This window comes from Natribaculum luteum (genome assembly GCF_023008545.1).
Lineage (GTDB): Archaea > Halobacteriota > Halobacteria > Halobacteriales > Natrialbaceae > Natribaculum > Natribaculum luteum.
Map to the genome: position 1 here is coordinate 310,589 of NZ_CP095397.1, position 17,302 is coordinate 327,890.

General features: G+C 66.8%; 13 protein-coding genes. 7 read left to right on the plus strand and 6 right to left on the minus strand.

Translation table 11 applies throughout. The annotated features are described in order from the left end of the window. Positions 1 to 74: 74 nt before the first annotated feature. On the minus strand, positions 75 to 626 hold the full coding sequence (locus tag MU558_RS01730; protein WP_246971419.1) for a hypothetical protein: 552 nt from the start codon (positions 624 to 626) through the stop codon (positions 75 to 77). A gap of 174 nt (positions 627 to 800) precedes the next feature. Between MU558_RS01730 and MU558_RS01735 the strand changes: the two genes are divergently transcribed. Further along, positions 801 to 1,052, plus strand: coding sequence for a hypothetical protein (locus MU558_RS01735; protein WP_246971420.1), 252 nt, complete (start codon positions 801 to 803; stop codon positions 1,050 to 1,052). Between the two features lie 15 nt (positions 1,053 to 1,067). Here the strand turns inward: MU558_RS01735 and MU558_RS01740 are convergent, their stop codons facing one another. Further along, a complete protein-coding gene (locus MU558_RS01740; protein ID WP_246971421.1) occupies positions 1,068 to 1,571 on the minus strand; it encodes an SPW repeat domain-containing protein in 504 nt (167 codons plus the stop codon). Between the two features lie 178 nt (positions 1,572 to 1,749). Between MU558_RS01740 and MU558_RS01745 the strand changes: the two genes are divergently transcribed. Next, a complete protein-coding gene (locus MU558_RS01745) occupies positions 1,750 to 4,485 on the plus strand; it encodes an AAA domain-containing protein (protein WP_246971422.1) in 2,736 nt (911 codons plus the stop codon). 89 nt (positions 4,486 to 4,574) lie between these two features. Here the strand turns inward: MU558_RS01745 and MU558_RS01750 are convergent, their stop codons facing one another. Further along, positions 4,575 to 5,363 carry a TrmB family transcriptional regulator gene (locus MU558_RS01750; RefSeq protein ID WP_246971424.1) on the minus strand — a complete coding sequence of 263 codons (789 nt, stop codon included), beginning with the start codon at positions 5,361 to 5,363 and terminating at the stop codon, positions 4,575 to 4,577. 165 nt (positions 5,364 to 5,528) lie between these two features. Here MU558_RS01750 and MU558_RS01755 point away from each other — a divergent pair, with 165 nt between their 5' ends. The 3 genes from MU558_RS01755 (at position 5,529) to MU558_RS01765 (ending at position 8,200) form a co-directional block, all read left to right on the plus strand. Further along, positions 5,529 to 5,861 (plus strand): DMT family transporter, encoded by a 333-nt coding sequence (locus tag MU558_RS01755; RefSeq protein ID WP_246971426.1) that lies wholly within the window; start codon positions 5,529 to 5,531, stop codon positions 5,859 to 5,861. A 301-nt stretch (positions 5,862 to 6,162) separates the two neighbouring features. Next, on the plus strand, positions 6,163 to 7,002 hold the full coding sequence (locus tag MU558_RS01760) for a phosphatase PAP2 family protein (protein WP_246971428.1): 840 nt from the start codon (positions 6,163 to 6,165) through the stop codon (positions 7,000 to 7,002). An 85-nt stretch (positions 7,003 to 7,087) separates the two neighbouring features. Then, positions 7,088 to 8,200 carry an NAD-binding protein gene (locus tag MU558_RS01765; RefSeq protein WP_246971431.1) on the plus strand — a complete coding sequence of 371 codons (1,113 nt, stop codon included), beginning with the start codon at positions 7,088 to 7,090 and terminating at the stop codon, positions 8,198 to 8,200. A 376-nt stretch (positions 8,201 to 8,576) separates the two neighbouring features. On the opposite strand, the gene MU558_RS01770 is transcribed toward MU558_RS01765, so the two are convergent. From MU558_RS01770 to MU558_RS01780, 3 genes are all read right to left on the minus strand, one after another. Then, positions 8,577 to 9,551 carry an AIR synthase family protein gene (locus MU558_RS01770; RefSeq protein WP_246971433.1) on the minus strand — a complete coding sequence of 325 codons (975 nt, stop codon included), beginning with the start codon at positions 9,549 to 9,551 and terminating at the stop codon, positions 8,577 to 8,579. A 181-nt stretch (positions 9,552 to 9,732) separates the two neighbouring features. Then, positions 9,733 to 10,191 (minus strand): DUF7964 domain-containing protein, encoded by a 459-nt coding sequence (locus tag MU558_RS01775; protein ID WP_246971435.1) that lies wholly within the window; start codon positions 10,189 to 10,191, stop codon positions 9,733 to 9,735. Positions 10,192 to 10,256: 65 nt separating this feature from the next. After that, positions 10,257 to 13,124, minus strand: coding sequence for an ATP-dependent helicase (locus MU558_RS01780; RefSeq protein WP_246971437.1), 2,868 nt, complete (start codon positions 13,122 to 13,124; stop codon positions 10,257 to 10,259). A 143-nt stretch (positions 13,125 to 13,267) separates the two neighbouring features. On the opposite strand from MU558_RS01780, the gene MU558_RS01785 reads away from it, so the two are divergent. Together MU558_RS01785 and MU558_RS01790 are read left to right on the plus strand one after the other, a co-directional pair. Further along, positions 13,268 to 14,002: an MBL fold metallo-hydrolase gene (locus tag MU558_RS01785; protein WP_246971438.1), complete on the plus strand. Its 735-nt coding sequence runs from the start codon at positions 13,268 to 13,270 to the stop codon at positions 14,000 to 14,002. A 132-nt stretch (positions 14,003 to 14,134) separates the two neighbouring features. Beyond that, positions 14,135 to 17,212, plus strand: a complete 3,078-nt coding sequence (locus tag MU558_RS01790; protein WP_246971440.1) for an MMPL family transporter — start codon at positions 14,135 to 14,137, stop codon at positions 17,210 to 17,212. The last annotated feature ends 90 nt before the right edge of the window (positions 17,213 to 17,302 follow it).

Genomic DNA, 17,302 nt, shown 5'->3' on the forward strand with positions numbered 1-17,302 from the left:
AAGCACCACCGGCTACCGGCTACGGGATCGAATTGCCGGCTCGCCGGCGACGGCGAGACGAACCGCGCCTGCGATCACATGAAGCCGCGGTCGACCTCGTCGGTCTCGATGAGATCGTCGAGTTCCGCGTCGAGCAGTTCGTCGGCCTCCTCGAACCGACCGGAGAGCTCCTCGAGTTCGTCGGGTCGGTCGTACTGGTCGTACTCCATCGGCCCGAAGGCGGGGCTCTCTACGGCGTCCATCACGTCCTCGAAGAAGGCGTCCGGGGTCGTCGGCGCGTCAGCGTGGGTCTTGACGACCTCCTCGAGGCGGGTCGCCTGCGTCTCGGCGTGATCCTCGTCTTCGGGCGGCGACTGGACGGCAAAGCGGCCGCTCGCGTCCCGTTCGGGCATGAACGAGCCGATCTCGTCGTCGAGCTTTCTGGCGACCTGCGTGCCGACGCCACGGACCTCGAAGGGATTCTTGGCGTAGGTCTTCAGGAAGAAGACGCCGGCGCGGGGATGCGCGAGGTACATGTCTTCGCCGACGCCTCGCGATCGGTCGCCGGCGACTGCTCGCCAGTCGTCCGGATCGACGTCCCGTTCGACGACGTCCTCGAGTATATCCTGCCACTCGCGAATCCGCATACGTACTCCTTTCTCGGCGGGCGGAAAGAACGTATCGATCGCGACGAACTCGCAGACGTCGCGTTCGTACCGCGGCCACTCAATACGCTATTTCCAGTCCCACGACGACCGCGCTGCCGGAACGAAAAGCCTACGACGACTCGCTCGACAGGAACGGTAAGAACTGATTTCCAGATGTCTCGCCGACGTTTCGCCTCGTTCGTCGACCTCTTTCTCGCCACGCCGGCGAAGAGTGCGCTACTCTCGGTCTGTCCGCTCGCGCTGGCACTCGCACAGCTTCTCAACAGCTACGCGAACGGCTTCTCGCCGACTGTCGCCGTCGCGTTCGCCGCCACGATGGTCGCGTTCGCCGTCGTCGCCACCGGCCACCACGCCGCCGAGTATCGACTGCGACGACTCGAGGGGGGCAGTCGGCCGCCGAACTGACGACCGCTTCGATCGTCAGGACGTCCGCGCTTCTCGCTCGGTCGCGACCGTGCGCGCCTCGCGGGCCTCGTAGGCGTTGTAGCCTGCGAGGACAGCGATGAGCAGCCCCGAGACGGCGGTACTCCAGAAGAGCCCGCCGGCCATCGCGAGGATGGCGGCCGCGACGATCAGCCAGATGCCCAAAAGCGTCACGAGCGACGCGACGCCGACGGACAGCGGGACGTCGTTGTACAGCCGGTAGTAGTTGTAGCCGGCCGCGAGGAAGACGACTGCGCCGACCACGACGTTGTTCCACAGCGCAGCCTGCGGGACCTGATATATGAGCACGGAGATGGCGACCCACGCCCCGATCACGGAGACGATGCCGCTGACGATCGACGTCTTGCGCCGGCGCTCCTCGCTCGCGATCTGTGTCGACTCGTCTCGAGGGCTGCGCTCGGGCTCGGTTCTGGCCTCCGTTTCGGTCCCCGTGTGCGTCTCGGCGGTATCGGTGGTGTCGTGACTGTTCGAATCACTCATAGCACAGAGCGGTTCGCCTCGATTCACTAAAAGCGACGACGACCGTTACGGGGAATCAGTCGGCAGCGACTCGAGTAATTCAGTATTACCCGACACGGGTACCCAACCGCTATCGATCGCGACTGGCGAGATGCCGTGACCGATAGCGTTTTTCGGGTTCCACTCGAGTATCGAACCCGTGAACGTACGCGGAACCGTCGCCGACGAGGTCGAGGTGCGAACCGTTACGACGAGTTACGGCGAGAGCGACCTCGCCGAGGTCCCGGTGCGTCTCGCCGACGGCTCAGACGACGGCCCGGCGAGTGCCGACGAGGACGTGACGACGGTGACGTGCTGGGGGAAGTGGACCGAGTCGGCCACTCTCCTCGAGCCGGGGATGGACCTGCTGGTGACGAACGCCGAGGTCGACGAGTACCGCGGCGAGACCCAGTACGCGACGACCGGCGACTCCTACGTCGTCGTCGAGCCCGACTACCTCGTCAACGTCACCGACGTCAGAAACTGGGTCGAGTGTCCCCGGCTGTACTACCTGAACAAACTCTCGGGCGTCCCGCTGAACTACCCCGTCGTGAAAGGGACCCTCGTCCACGAGGTGTTCGGTGATCTGCTGCGAGGGCGAGATCTCGAGGCGGCGATCGACGAACGGATCGACGAGCGCGGGCTCGAACTCGGGCTGCTCGGCGAGTCTCCCGAGAGCGTCGCCGAGGACGTCAGGCAGAACGCCGCCGCGATCGAGGGCTGGCTCGAGCAGGGTCGACTCCCCGAGGCTGAGGACGGTTCGGCTCCCAACGTCGACCTGGAGGGGGCGTTCGCACCCGGAGCGAGCAACTGGCGGTCGGAGCAGATGCTCATCAGCGAGACGTTCGGGATCAAAGGCCGGGCCGACGCGGTCCGGCGCGGCGCGCCGGTCGAACTCAAGACCGGCAAGAACCTCCGCAAGGAACCCCGCTTCAAAGACAAGGTTCAGGCCGCCTGTTACGCCCTCCTGCTCGAGGAACACGGTGATCCCGTCGATACGGGGACGCTACTCTACACGAAAAACTCCGCGCTCGACCGCGACGAGGAGACCGGCGACCTCACCCCCGCAAAGGAGTTCTCGATGGGCGACGGACTGCTGAAGTACGTCCTCCGCCTGCGAAACGAGATCGCTGCGATGGAGTCGAAGGGGACGGTGCCGACCGGCCACGAGGCCGACGCGAAGTGCGAGTACTGCTTCGAACGTGACACCTGCATGGTCGTCTCGGGTCGACTCGACCAGGAGTCGAAAGCCGGCGCGATCGGCCAGTCGATCCCCGCGGACGAACTCGAGTACTTCGAGCGGTTCTACCGCGCCATCGAGGAGGAACGCCACGAGGTCCACCGCGAGTACGCCAAGCTCTGGGAGCAAGACGCCCAGGAGCGAGCCGACGACGACCGGGCACTGATCGACCTCGAGTTCCTCGGCAAGCGCGAACTCGAGGGCGGGCGCTGGGAGTTGCGCGCCAGACGGAAGACGGCGGCGACCTCCAAGCTTCGGGAGGGGGATCTGGTGCTGGCAAGCGACGGCCACCCGGTTCGAGGGGACGCCGAACTCGCCCGGATCGAGCGGCTCGAAAGAGAGATCGTCCTCACCGCCGACGAGCCGGTCGAGGTGACTCGCCTCGACGTCTACCCCTCCGAACTCACCACCGATCGGCTGCTGGTCGCGCTCCACGACGCGCTCCTCAAGGGCGACGACCGCCGCAAGGACGTGCTGTTCGGCCGCGCCGATCCCGAGTTCGAACCGATCGAGGAGACGTTTATCGACAACAACGACGCCCAGGACGAGGCCGTCCGAAAGGCCGTCGGCGCAGACGACGTCGCGCTGATCCACGGCCCGCCGGGGACGGGCAAGACCTACACCATCGCCCGCGCCGTCCGCGCGATGGTCGAGCGCGGCGAGCGCGTTCTGCTCTCTGCCTTTACGAATCGGGCTGTCGACAACGTCCTGGAGGCGCTGCTCGAGCAGGGATTCGACGACTTCGTCCGGATCGGCACCGAGAGCGGTGTCCGGGCGGACATGCAGCCCTACCGGCTCGAGCGAGCGGGCGACCCCGACGAGCGACTCGCCGAACTCGAGGGAGCGCAGGTGGTCGCGGCGACGACGGCGACCTGCGGTTCGCGGGTGATGAAAGAGCAGTCGTTCGACGTCGCACTCGTCGACGAGGCCGCACAGCTGACACAGCCGGGAACCTACGCCGCGATCAACCTGGCCGACCGGTTCGTCCTCGTCGGCGACCACGAGCAGTTGCCGCCGGTCGTCCGTGCCGAGAACGACCTCTCGGAGTCGCTGTTCGAACGGCTCGTCGACTGCCACCCCGAGGCGGGCGTCATGCTGGATCGCCAGTACCGGATGAACCAGCGCATCCAGGCGTTCGCCTCGAGGGAGTTCTACGACGGACAACTTCGGCCGGCCACGCCGACCGTCGCGGCTCGAACCCTCGACGACCTCGAGGGCGTCTCGCGGGACGCGCTCCCCGAGTACCTGCGAGATCCGGTTACCTTCGTCGACGTCCCCGGCGACGGCAGTCAGTATACAGACGCCGAGGAGGCCGAGACGGTCGCCGGCCTGATCGAGACCTACGAGGCCGCGGGGCTCGATCGCTCCGAAATCGGCGTCATCGCGCCCTTCCGCGCGCAGGTCTCGGAGATCGGCCGCCACGTCCCCGACGACGTCGCCGTCGACACCGTCGACCGGTTCCAGGGCTCGAGCGAGGAGGTCATCGTCGTCTCGTTCGTCGCCAGCGGCGACCTCGAGGGGCCGATCTTCGAGGACTACCGGCGGATCAACGTCGCGCTCACCCGGCCGAAGCGGGCGCTCGTGCTCGTCGGCGACGCGAGCGCGCTCGAGGGAGATTCCGTCTATCGGCGGATGCTCGAGTGGGCGCGGCGGTAGCAGGAGTAGTCGAGAGCCTCACGGGATTTATAGAAAGTACGAGGCGAAAACCCACGGCTTTACAGTAGTTCTCCGGGTCGCTCGTACGTCTATTCGAGAAGAGGTACGGCTTCGACCCAAAGCTCCTGAAACTGGCGTTCGAATTCGGCGACGATGTCGCTGTCGTTCACCGCGACTACGCCGATACGGTCTGCGGCCATCTGTGGATGCGGGATGTCAATCGTTGTTACTGTCTGGTCGATCACGTCAAAGGATACTGGAATCTCTGGAAGAACGTTGATTCGTACCTCTGCCGCGTGTTCCTCTGCCACTTCGAAGAGCGTCTCGGGGACCGTTTCAACAACTTGCTCGCTGACGAGCAACGCCACAGAGATATCCAGCGGTGCTCCATCAAAAAACGCATCAACCTCCTGTTTGAGTGTTTCCCACGGGGCAGACTCGTAAGGCGGCCCAACCGTGGCGTGAACTGAATCTGTTGCCGTCCGCATATGCTCTTGGAGAGCCGTTTGCATCTCCTCACTGCCGAGTGCTCCAAGCCAGACGCTCCCGTCAGCCGGCACCGTTGGAAGGAGATTCGAACGGACGGAGTTGGCTACTTCACGATACCGGGCCAATTCCTGCTGTAGTTCAACAGTGCGTTCAGCGAGAAGCCTGTCAACCACGGTATCGGGCTGTTCTGCGACGTATCGAGTTGGATCAGTCGCTTGCGTTCGAATGAGTTGCCGGGCTTCGAGGCTGTTGAGGACATCGTAAATACGGCCTTTGGGCACGCCACTGGCATCGGACACGTTAGTTGCTGTCGCTGCACCAGTCACCAGTAGCGTGCGATAGACCTTTTCTTCGTAGCTCGAGAGCCCAAGTTCGCCGAGGTCAGTCATCGGTGATTACTACTGCGTTTCTACAGTTAGAATGTACGTGAAAACCTCCTGTACTGATATTATGTGTCCGTTCTCCCTGGTGTTTTGAATCAGTAGGCGAGAAATGGCTCACAAGTGGCAGTTGGTTTCAGAATTATCATATCTGGCATAGCAGTAGCGGCAAACATGAATCCGTACGTGTTGCTCGCCGGCGCAATCATGTCCGAGCTTATCGGAACGACCGCCCTCAAACTCTCGGATGGCTTCTCAAACCCGATACCAAGTCTCGGTGTGGTTGTCGGATACGGGTTCGCTTTCTATCTGGTTTCGTTAACCTTGGAAGACCTACCAATTGGAGTTGTGTATGGGACGTGGGCTGCTCTTGGTATCGCCGGTGTCGCAGCCATCGGCGTCGTCGTCTTCGATGAAACTCTTGACCTGGCTGGTGCCGTCGGTATCCTCCTGATCCTCGTCGGCGTGTACTGTGTAAATATCCTCTCCGAGATGTCTGCTCACTAGACTCCTTAACACAGAAGCCGAGCGAGTCCGTGATGGGTTTACGACCTCCATCTCGCACGGTGTTTCTGCCAAAAGACGGATAAACAGAAATCGATATCGATCTCGACATCCCCTGGGTTGAACGATTGATATGGACCCCTGTAAGTCATCGCCGGATCGACCGCGATTCGTCCTGCGGTTGCGCCGGTAAATCGTTACAGCAGACCGTATGAGAAGTCCCGAACACTGAAGAACGAGAACCGTTGGACGGCTCCGTTAGAGCGATATCCTTTTTTCTTCCGGAGAACACCAACTCGAGGTGATGCGACTCGTCGACGAGAGCGCGGCGATCAGAGAGGCCTTCCCGGAAGCGTACGCCGACCTCGTGGTTTTCGTCACCGACCTCGGCGGAACGACGATTCTCATGTTCCTCCTCGCGACGGGCTACTGGCTGACGCGACGGCGGGAGACGGCGCTCGTGATCAGCTACGCGATCGCCGGCGTCGGACTGATCGTCGCGCTGAAGGCGGCACTCGGGATGCCACGCCCGCCCGAGGAGTACTTCCTCGTGGCGTCCGAGGGCGACGGCTACGGCTTCCCGAGCGGCCACGCCTTCGCCGCTACCGTCGTCTACGGCGGGCTGGTCTCGGCGTTCGGCCGCACGCGGGACCGGTGGGCCGTCGCAGGGGCGACGACCCTGATCGTCCTCGTTGCCCTGTCGCGGGTCGTCCTCGGCGTCCACTACCTCGGCGACGTGATCGCCGGGGTCGTCCTCGGCGTCGTCTTCCTGCTCGGGATGAACCGCGTCACGGGCGGGGATCCACGGCGCGGCTTCGCTGCCGCCCTCGCGCTGTCGCTCCCGGCGCTCGTCGTCGTCGGCGCGACCGAAGACACGCTGATCGCGCTCGGAGGCTCGATCGGCGGCCTGCTCGCCTCGAGTCGGATCGACGACCTGCCCGCCCTCCGCTCGCGACTCGAGGGCGCGGTCCTCTCGGTCGGCGGCGTGGCGTTCGTCGCCGCGGTGAAGGGACTCGAGGCCGTCGTCGCCGGACTGGCACCCGCACTCGTCGGCCTCTACGCGGTGTTGCTGGCCGGCATCTTGCTCGCGCCGGGGGCAGTCGATCGCCTCGCAGTCGGGCCACTCGAGGCGACCGAGTCGTAGCACCTACGCGGCGGACGCGCTGAAGGCACTCTCAGTTGGGTAAGTTCTATGTCACTTTTATCTCCGGCGGCGTCGTGTGACGCCCATGTTCGACCGCGTTCGCCAGCGCCGACCCAGTGTCCGGGTTGCCGTCTGGCTCGTCGTCGCCATCGCGCTCACGTCGATCGCGACCGGCGTCGTCGCCATCGTCACCGAACCCGCGCTCAGGGCGGCCGGCGTCTGGGGGACAGTCCAGTCGATCGTGGAGTTCAGCGGCACCGTCGTCGGCTTCGCCCTGCTGGTGACGGCCTGGGGAATGCGACGGGGCTACCGAGTCGCCTACGTCGCCGCCGTCGTCCTCGTCGCCCTCGAGGGCGTCCACGGCGTCGCCCAGTCGCGACTCCTGTCGATTCCGCTCGTGGTCCTCTCGATCGGCGGCCTCGTCGTCCTCGTGCTCACGAGTCGGCGATTCACCCGCTCGGTCTCGCTCGAGTCGACGCAACTCGGCGCGTTGCTCGCCACCGTCGGCGTCCTCTGTTACGGTACCGCGGGGTCGTACGCGCTCCGCGGCGAGTTCGACGGCGTCGAATCGATCGTCGACGCGGTGTACTTCACGTTCGTCACCGCCAGCACGGTCGGCTACGGCGACGTCCACGCCGCGGACGACGGTGCGCGGCTGTTCGCCATCTCGCTGGCCGTCCTCGGGCCGGCCACCGTCGCCGTCGCCGCCGGCAGCCTGGTCGGCCCCGAACTCGATGCCCGCCTCTCCCGAACCGGCCGACGGATGGCCGCCCGCGAACGCTCGAGGCGCGAGGAACGCGTCGTCGTCCTCGGTTACGACGGGGCCACGGACCCCGTCCTCGCGGAACTGATCGACCGCGCCCCGGTCGTCGTCGTGACCGACGACGAGACGCAGGCAACCCGACTCGAGAACGCCGACGTCGCGGTCCACCGCGGCGACCCGACCGACGAGGCGACGCTCCGGGATCTCGACCTCGCGGACGCCGCCGCGGTCGTCGCCGCGACGGGCGACGAGGCGCGAACGCTGTACGCCGTCGTCGCCGCCCGCGACGTCGAACCGGAGGCCTACGTCGTCGCGCTCGCAGCGGATGGCAACGTCGACGCGCTCGAGCGCGTCGGTGCCGACGTCGCCATCGATCCCTGGGAACTGCTCGGGACGGCGACCGTGGACGCGGCGCTCGGGGCGGACGACGAGTGAACACACGACGGCCCTCGAGTCCACCCACTCGAGCCTCGTCCTCCCCAGCCGTTTGCGGTGCTCGGCTCACGCGGTGAGCCTGCGCTCCTCACCCCTCGCACGGCGTCGTCGGGCCACCCTCGCGGTCGCTCGAGCGGCCCGACGGCGCGCGCCGCGTGATCAGTTCGTGGTCAGTTCGTGATCGAAAATCCACGCGGCCGGGAGCGCGTTCGCGCCGGCTTCGGCGCGAGCCGCGCGTGCCGGGAGACGACGTCTCCCGTACTTCGCGGTGGAACCGCGAGAACCCGGGGAAGGGCAGGCATCCTGACGGGTCGAGCAGGCGGTCGCGTCGAGCGCGTCCCCCGCAGATTACGACGGGTGCGTCCGTCAGAAAGAACTAGTCGGCGTCGGCCTCGGCCCACAGCGGGTAGAGGTCGTCTTCGATCGGGTCGACGATCGACTCCTCGCCGAGGCGCAGCTCCGGTTCGTCCTCGGCCTCGCGGACGGTCCCGATCTCCGCGGCCTCGAGTCCGGCGTCAGCGAGCGCCTCGAGCGCGTCGTCGACGTCCTCTGCGGGGACGGTCGCCACGACCGAGCCGGAGCCGAAGATCCGGAGGGGATCGACGCCGACCGCGTCACACAGCAGCCGCGTCTCCTCGCGGATCGGGATCGCGTCGGGGTCGACCTCGAGTCGGACCCCGGAGGCCCGCGCGAGCTCGTGCAGGCCGGCGGCGACGCCGCCCTCGGTGGGATCGTGCATCGCGGTCGCGAACTCGCGGAGCACGCGGGCGTCGGGGACGACGCTGATTTCCTCGAGGAACGTCTCGGCGCGCTCGCAGACCTCCCGGGGGACCTCCAGGTCGTCGCCGAAGTCCGCCGCGAGGATGGCCGTTCCCTCGACCGCCGCGGCCTTCGTGATGAGGACGCTGTCGCCGGGTTCGGCTCCGCCGGTCGAGACGAACTGCTCGGTCGTTCCCATCGCGGTCAGCGAGACGATCGGCCGCTCGAGGGCGTCGACGTACTCGCTGTGGCCGCCGACGATGGCGACCCCGAGGTCGCGGGCGGCCGCGTCGAGGTCGTCCGTGATCCCCTCGAGGACGCCCTCGTCTGGGAGCATGACGACGGCGGTGAGCCAGCGCGGGTCCGCGCCGGAGACGGCGACGTCGTTGCAGGCGACGTTGACGCCGAGCGTCCCGATCCGGGAGGCCGCGAGCGAGATCGGGTCGGAGCTGACGACGAGCGTCTCGCCAGAGAGGTCGATTGCGGCGGCGTCCTCGCCGATCGCGGGCCCTTGCAGAACTGCCTCGTCGGCCGCGCCCGTCCGAGCGAAGACGTGCGAGAGGAGGTCGTCCGGACTCACTTTACCGGGCATAGGACCAACTGGGACGATTCGACGCTTGTACCTGTCGAAGCCGTGGCGTGTCCTCGAGTGTCACTCACCACTCGTACTACTGGACAACAGTCAGTACACACCCGATCGGACTCGACGCCCGTCGCCGGCGGCGACAGCGTCTCGCGTGCGATCGGTGTGTGACCCGTGTTGTCCGGCAGTATCAGCTCTCCTCGAGCACCGTTCGCCGGAGGATAGTCGCGAACGCGTCCGTGAGAAGAGCGAGCTCGCAGTCGCGGCCGTCGTACGCCTCCTCGAGGCTCTGTTCGACGTGGTCGAGCAGTTCCTCGAGGACTTCCTCGCTCTCGTCTGGCTCCGGGTCATCGGCTGGATCGTCGGCTGGGTCGTCGGTCGACGGCTCGTCGTCTTCCGGATCGCCGAACGGCATCGCGACCAGTTCTCGCCACTCCTCGTCGTCTGGATCGAACCCGCAGACGTAGCAGCCGCCGTCGGTCACGAGCGAGAGACAGCAGACGCGAGTCGGCGAGCACGTCGCAAGCGGGAAACACGACAGCGACGTCGCACTCGAGAGTCGCTCGAGTTCGTCAACGTGGAGCTGTCGCGACGGCAGCGTCGTGATCGGTCTGGCCTCGGTCGGCGGGCCATCACGTCGGAGCGTCATTCGGAACGTCTCGCCTCGGAATGGCTGATAAACGTTCGGGTCGCCCCCGATCAGAGCCCAGCCGCTCAGTCCTCGGACCCGGAGCCAAGCCCGGCGAGCGACTCCTCGCCGATCTCCTCGAGAACGTGCTCGTGAAACGCCTGCAGGGCGGCGCTCTCGTCTTCGGCGAGCACCACGTCGCTGGCCGAGAGCGTCGCGAGGCCGAACGCCCGGGGCGTCGGCGAGTCGACGAGGTGGCGCGTCACCTCGAGGTCGCCCGCGTCGATCGCCGCGACGATCCCCTTGATCTCGGCGACGTTGAGTTTATCCTCCAGGATCTCCCGGTAGGTCTCCTCGATCACGGCGAACTCCTCCAGGTCCTCGGCGAACCCGAGTAACATCTCGCTCGAGACCTGCTGTTCGCTCGCGGACTTCTCGTAGCCTTTGTACCGTTTGAGGATCATCAGCGACCGCGTGGCGTTGATCCGGAAGTACCGCTGGAGAAGGTCGGTTCCCGAGAGCGCGTTTCGAAGATCGTCGCGGACTTCGCCGGGATCGAGGTCCTCGAGGATGCCCACGAGGTCGACCTTCCGGTTGAGAGCCGTTGAGAGGACGAAGCCGTTGTCCGCGACGGCGACCTGGACGTTCGCCGTGGCCTCCTGGGCACACCGGTAGGCGAGCAGCCGAGAGAAGCCGTCGTTTACCTTCCGGCCGTAGTTCGAGTGGACGTAGTAGCGACGGACGTACTCCTCGCGGTCGCGTTCGACCTCGATCGCGAGGCGACCGTCGGTGCTCACGCTCGCCTCGCCCGCGTACCGCAACTGGTAGTCGAACAGCCGTGCGATCGCCCGCACGCTATCGTCGTCCAGCGGGAACGCCCGGAGCCATCGGCGGACGGCCGGCGGGCCGCCGTCGTCGTAGCGGTCGAGCAGTTCTCGCTGGAACGCCAGGATCTCACAGCCGAGGTCGTACGACAGCGGGAGCCGTTCGGAGTACCACGAGGGGACGGTCGGCCGGGCGCTCGTGCGGTCGACGTAGACTTTCGAGCCACGGCGGTAGCGGTACTCGAAGTGGTCGCCGCCGAGGACGAAGACGTCACCTTTCTCCAGCGTGTCGAGGTAGTTCTCGTCGAGCTGGCCGACCCACTCGTCGCTCGAGCGGGTGAAGACGTCGCACGTAAAGGAGTCCGGGATCGTCCCGATGTTCGTCATGTAGATCACCCGCGCGAGCCGACCGCGCTTGCCGATCAGCGGCTCGCCGACGGGGAACTCCTCGTGGTGGTGCTCGCCGCCCGGCGGATCGTTCTCGTCTCGCCAGACTTTCGCGTAGACGTTTCGATCCTCCATCCCGGCGTACGCGGCCGTGAGGTACTGCATCAGGCTCTCGAACTCCTCGTCGCTGTAGTTCCGGTACGGATAGGCTCGACGGAGGATCGCCGTCACCTCCCGCTCGGGGCGAATCTCGGCGATCGCCATCCCGTAGACGTGCTGTGCCGCGACGTCCTGGGCGTTCTCGGGGATCGACACCGAGTCGACGAACCCCTCCTCGGCCTTCTTCAGCATCACCGCACACTCGAGCAGTTCGTCCCGATCCAGGGCAATCACCCGGCCGGTGACGGTCTGGCCGACGCGATGGCCCGCCCGGCCGACGCGCTGGAGCAACGCGGCGACGCTCTTCGGCGAGCCGACCTGGACCACGAGGTCGACGTGGGGCATGTCGATGCCGAGTTCGAGCGACGTCGAGGACGTGACCACCTCGAGGTCGCCCGCCTTCAGGCGCTCCTCGATCCCCTGGCGAACGTCCTTCGAGAGGCTGCCGTGGTGACAGCCCGAGTTCGTCTCGTCGTAGTCGTCGAACCGCTCCCGGAGGTTGTGCAACACGCGTTCGGCTCCCGAGCGCGTGTTCGTGAACACGAGCGTGTTGGTGTGCTCCTGGACGTGCTCGTGGAGCATCCGGTAGAACCGGTCCTGGACGACCTCGCGGGGCGTGTTGACGAGGTCGTCGGTCGGACACTCGAGTTCGAGGTCGAACTCGCGGGCGAAGCGAGCGTCGACGATCTCGTACTCTCGCGGTGGTTCGGAAGACGTCGCGCGCCTTCCGTCGTCACGAGACGGCGAAGCCGGCTCGAACGACTCCGCCGCTCGAGTCTCCCCGGAGTTCCGTGTACCGCCTGGCTCCGGGACGCGGGGCGTCTCGCGGCCGACCAGAAACTCCGCGACCTCCTCGAGGGGCTCGATCGTCGCCGAGCAGCCGATTCTGGTGATCTCGTGGTCGGCCAACGCCTCGAGTCGCTCCAGACTCACCGCCAGATGGGTGCCGCGCTTTCCCTCGGCGAGCGAGTGAATCTCGTCGACGATGACGTACTCGACGGTCCGGAGCTTCTCGCGGAACTTCGGCGAGTTGAGCAGGATGGCGAGCGTCTCGGGCGTCGTATTCAGGATGTGGGGCGTCTCCTCGAGCATCCGCTGGCGGGCCGCCGAGTCGGTGTCGCCGTGGCGGATGGCGTGGCGGATCTCGCCGACGTCCTCGCCACGCTCCTCGAGGATCGACTCGATCCCCTCGAGAGGCACCTCGAGGTTGCGGTGGATGTCGTTGGCGAGCGACTTCAGTGGGGAGACGTACAGGCAGTAGACCGAGTTCTCGAGTCGTACGTCGGACGCGCGATCGCGCTTGAAAATATTATTTATTATCGAAGTGAAACTGGCCATCGTTTTCCCGCTGCCCGTCGGCGCACAGATCAGCGTGTTCGTCCCCTCGTGGATCTTCGGGATCGCCCCCCGCTGTGGCGGCGTGAAGAAGCCGCCGTTCTCGGGCACGAACTCGCCGAATTCCCGGAGCCACCACTCCTGGACTGCCGGCTCGAGGAGGTCGAAGACGTCGCGGTCGTCGATGGTGACGTCGTCGGCGTCGAACGGCAGTCGCTCCTCGGCGATCGGCAGCTCGTCCCCGTCCATACGCAGTAGCTTGGCGCACGTGGGCAAGAGGGTTTGGCCACCAGAGTGAAAGTGAAATGCCGGATTGGGACCAGGCGAGCGTCGGAACCCGAACTGAATCCGCCGTCGAAACGGCTTTCCTTCGGGCTGGCACACCTTCGTCCATGAAGGTGACGTTTCTCGGCACGGGTAGCGCGATGCCAACCGGCGAGCGGTTCCAGACCGGCATCCTCGTCCAGGAAGACGGCCGGACGCTCCTCGTCGACTGCGGCTCGGGCGTCCTTCACCGCCTCCAGCAGTCCGGCGTCGGCTACGAGAACGTCCCGACGGTCCTGCTGACCCACCACCACCTCGATCACGTCGCCGACCTGCTCCCGCTGATGAAAGCCCGCTGGCTCGCGGGCGAGGAACATCTCGAGGTCGTCGGCCCGCGGGGGACGAAGGCGCTCGTCGACGACCTGCTCTCCGTCTACGAGTACATGCAGGACAAACTCGACGTGCAGGTTCGCGAGGTCGTCCCCGGCGACTTCTCGGTCGCGGGCTTCGACGTCTCGGCCTACGAGACGCGCCACTCGCTGCCCTGTCTCGCCTACCGGTTCGACGACCGATTTACGTACAGCGGCGACAGCGAGGCCTTCGCCGGGCTGGCGAACTTCGCCGACGGTTCGGCGGTGCTGGCCCACGACTGCTCGTTCCCCGACGACGTCGACGTCTCGAACCATCCGACGCCGACCCAGCTCGGTCGCGAACTCGCCGACCACGAGATCGGCCGTGTCTACCTCACTCACCTGTATCCGCACACGGACGGCCGACACGCCGAGATGCGCGACGCGATCCTCGAGCAGTTCGACGGCGACGTCCGGTTCGCCGAGGACCTCCAGACCGTGACGATCGAGTGACTGTGGCCGATCGAGCCGCGATCGAGTAGCCACCGCCCGTCGTCCGACAGGATCTATACGTCGGCGTTCGAAACGGTCGTGACAACGATCATGAACTCCTCGAGCGAGCGGGCAGAGGCGAGGTGACGGTCGGTGTCGCGTGCCGACCGACTCGCCGCCGCGGTCACGACCAGGACGAGGCTCGTGCTCGCCGCGTTCGTCCTCGTCACGGTACTCCTCGGGAGCGGCGTGACCGCCCTCGAGGTCGATTCCTCGCTCGAGCAGTTCGAGAGCGAGTCGCCCGAGGCGCGCGCGCTCGAGTACGTCGAGCAGAACTTCTCGACAGGGAGAAACGAGACGAGGGTCCAGGTCGTCGTCGAAGGTGAGGACGTCCTCTCGAGGGAGTCGCTGCTTGCCTCCCTCGAGTTCCAGCGGGCGATCCGCGACGACGAATCGATCGACGCGACGCTGGCGGACGAGACGCCCATCGTCGGCGTCGAGAACGTCGTCGCCACGGGCGTCATCCGGGAGGAGCGAGCCGCGAAACTCGAGACGCAGGCTGCGGACCTCGAGCGCCGCGGCGAGGAGCTGAACGCGACGGGGAACCGGCTCGAGACCGCACTCGACCGGGCGGAGAAGTTACAGCGAGAGTACGAGCGGGTGAACGAGTCGTACGCGGCGGGGACGGTGAGCGAACGGGAGTACGAGCGCCGGGCCGCCGAGATCGAAGCGGGCTTCGAGCGGGCACGCGAGAACGCGACTGCTCCGCTCGACGACGCGCAAACCGATCGCTTCGAGCAGGCGATGGCACAGATCAGGCGGGTCGAGGCCGAACGAGTCGCCACGGAACGCGAACGCGACGCCGGCGAGATCGACGACGCGACGTACGACTATCGCATCGACCAGCTCGCGTCGGCGCGCGAGGACGCCCGCACCGCCGGGACGGTCGGCGTCCTCGCCGACGAGTACGAACGGCTGCGCGCCGAACAGGATCGACTCGAGGCGGAGCGACGAGCCCTCGAGTCGACCGACCAGCCGCCGCTCGAAGAACAGATCGCGGCGCTCGAGGCGCTGAACGAGTCGGCCTACGAGGCGGCGCTCGAGCGATTCCTCGCCGGCGGCGGTCCGGCGGGCGACGCCGCGTTGCGGTTGCTGCCGTCGTCGTACGAGCCGGGATCGACGACTGCCGACGCCCGGATGACGGTGCTCACGCAGTCCTCGACGGAGGGTGCGCTGCGGGGACCGGGGACGATCGACGACGACCTCGTCGACACACAGCTCGAGGTGCGCGAGATGGCCGCCGATCGCGACCGGGAGTACGTCGTCGTCGGCAGCGGCATCGTCGCCGACGAGATCGACCGCTCGATGGGCGACAGTGTAGCGATCGTCGCCCCCCTCGCGCTCGCGTTCGTCGCGCTCGCGTTGCTCGTCGCCTACCGCGACCTGCTCGACGTTGTCCTCGGTGTCGCGGGCGTCCTGGTGGTGCTGCTCTGGACGCTCGGGATCATGGGCTGGGCCGGGATCGCGTTCAACCAGGCGTTCGTCGCCGTCCCCGTGTTGCTGATCGGGCTGTCGATCGACTACGCGATTCACGTCTTCATGCGCCACCGCGAACGGCGCGAGACGGACACGGCGGACGGAACTCGAGCGTCGATGGCGGTCGCACTCGCCGGTGTCGGCGTCGCGCTCGCCTGGGTGACGGCGACGACCGCCGTCGGCTTCCTCGCGAACCTCGTCAGTCCGATCGCACCCGTCCGCGAGTTCGGCGTCGTCAGCGCCGTCGGCATCCTCGCCGCCCTGGTCGTCTTCGGCGCGATGATCCCCGCCGCGAAGGTCGAACTCGACTCGTTCCTCGAGTCACACGGTTTCGACCGTCGCAAACGTGCGTTCGGCACCGGCGATCGGTTCAGCCGGATGCTCTCGCTCGGTGCGGTCGCCGCTCGCCGTGCCCCTCTAGCCGTCCTCGTCGCCACGTTGCTGGTGACCGCCGGCGGCGTCTACGGCGCGACGCAGGCCGACACCAGCTTCGACCAGCGGCAGTTCCTCGCCGAGGAACCGCCAGCCTGGACCGACCGACTCCCCGACCCGGTCCGGCCCGGCGAGTACAGCGTGAAAGACGACATCGAGTCCGTCGAACGAACCTTCCAGCGGGACGCGACGGTCCAGATCCTCGTGCGGGGGGACGTCACCGACGGGGAGACGCTCGAGCGAATCGCCGACGCCGAGGCCGTGGCCGAAGACAGCGTCGTCGTCTCCAGGCTCGCGAACGGCGAGGCCGACGTCCGCTCGCCGCTGTCGGCGATCGAGGCGCGGACGGCCGACGACGACTCGCTCGACGCGACCTACCAGCTCGCAGACCGATCTGGCGACGGCGTTCCCGACCAGAACCTCGAGTCGCTGTACGACCGGCTGTTCGAACTCGACCCAGCGACCGCGAACGACCTGCTCTCCCGGACGGCCGACAGCGAGTACGAGGCGCTCCGACTGGTCGTCTCGGTTCGAGGCAACGCCTCGAGCGCGGAGACTGCCACGGCGGCTCGCGACGTCGCGGCGGCGATCGACGACGGAGACGACGGTCGCTGGACTGCCGTTGCGACTGGCGGTCCCGTCGTCACCCACGTCCTCGAGCGGGCCGTCCTCGAGACCGTCCTCGAGGGGCTCGTCGTCACGCTCGCGCTCGTCGTCGTCGTCCTCTCGCTGGCCTACCGCGCGACGGGCACCGGTGCGACGCTGGGCGTGGTCACGCTCGCACCCGTCGCGATCGCGCTCAGCTGGACACTCGGGACGATGGCGCTCGTGGACGTACCGCTCAACGTCCTGACGGGGACGATCACGAGTCTCACGATCGGTCTCGGCGTCGCCTACAGCATCCACGTCAGTTCCCGCTACGCGCTCGAACTCGAGCGCCAGGGCGACGTCGCGGCGGCGCTGTCGACCGCCGTCACGGGCACCGGCGGCGCGCTGCTCGGCAGCGCCGCGACGACCGTCGGCGGCTTCGGCACGCTCGCGCTCGCAACCGTGCCCGTCCTCCGCCAGTTCGGCGTCGTCACGGCCCTGACGATCGTCTACTCGTTTCTCGCGAGCGTGCTCGTCCTGCCGACGCTGCTGGTGCTGTGGACGCGCTATCTCGGCTCCGACGTCCCCGGCGAGCCGACGGCGGTGGACGGGCGACGGTCGCCGGTCGCCGAGCGACGATCTGACGGCGACCCCGACGCGTCGGACGACGACTGACGCCGTGGTCGTGCATCCCCTGAGCAGCGTTCTCGAGTCTCATAACAACCGTATTCGTACTGTCGTCGGTTGTTAGTAGATTCGTAACAA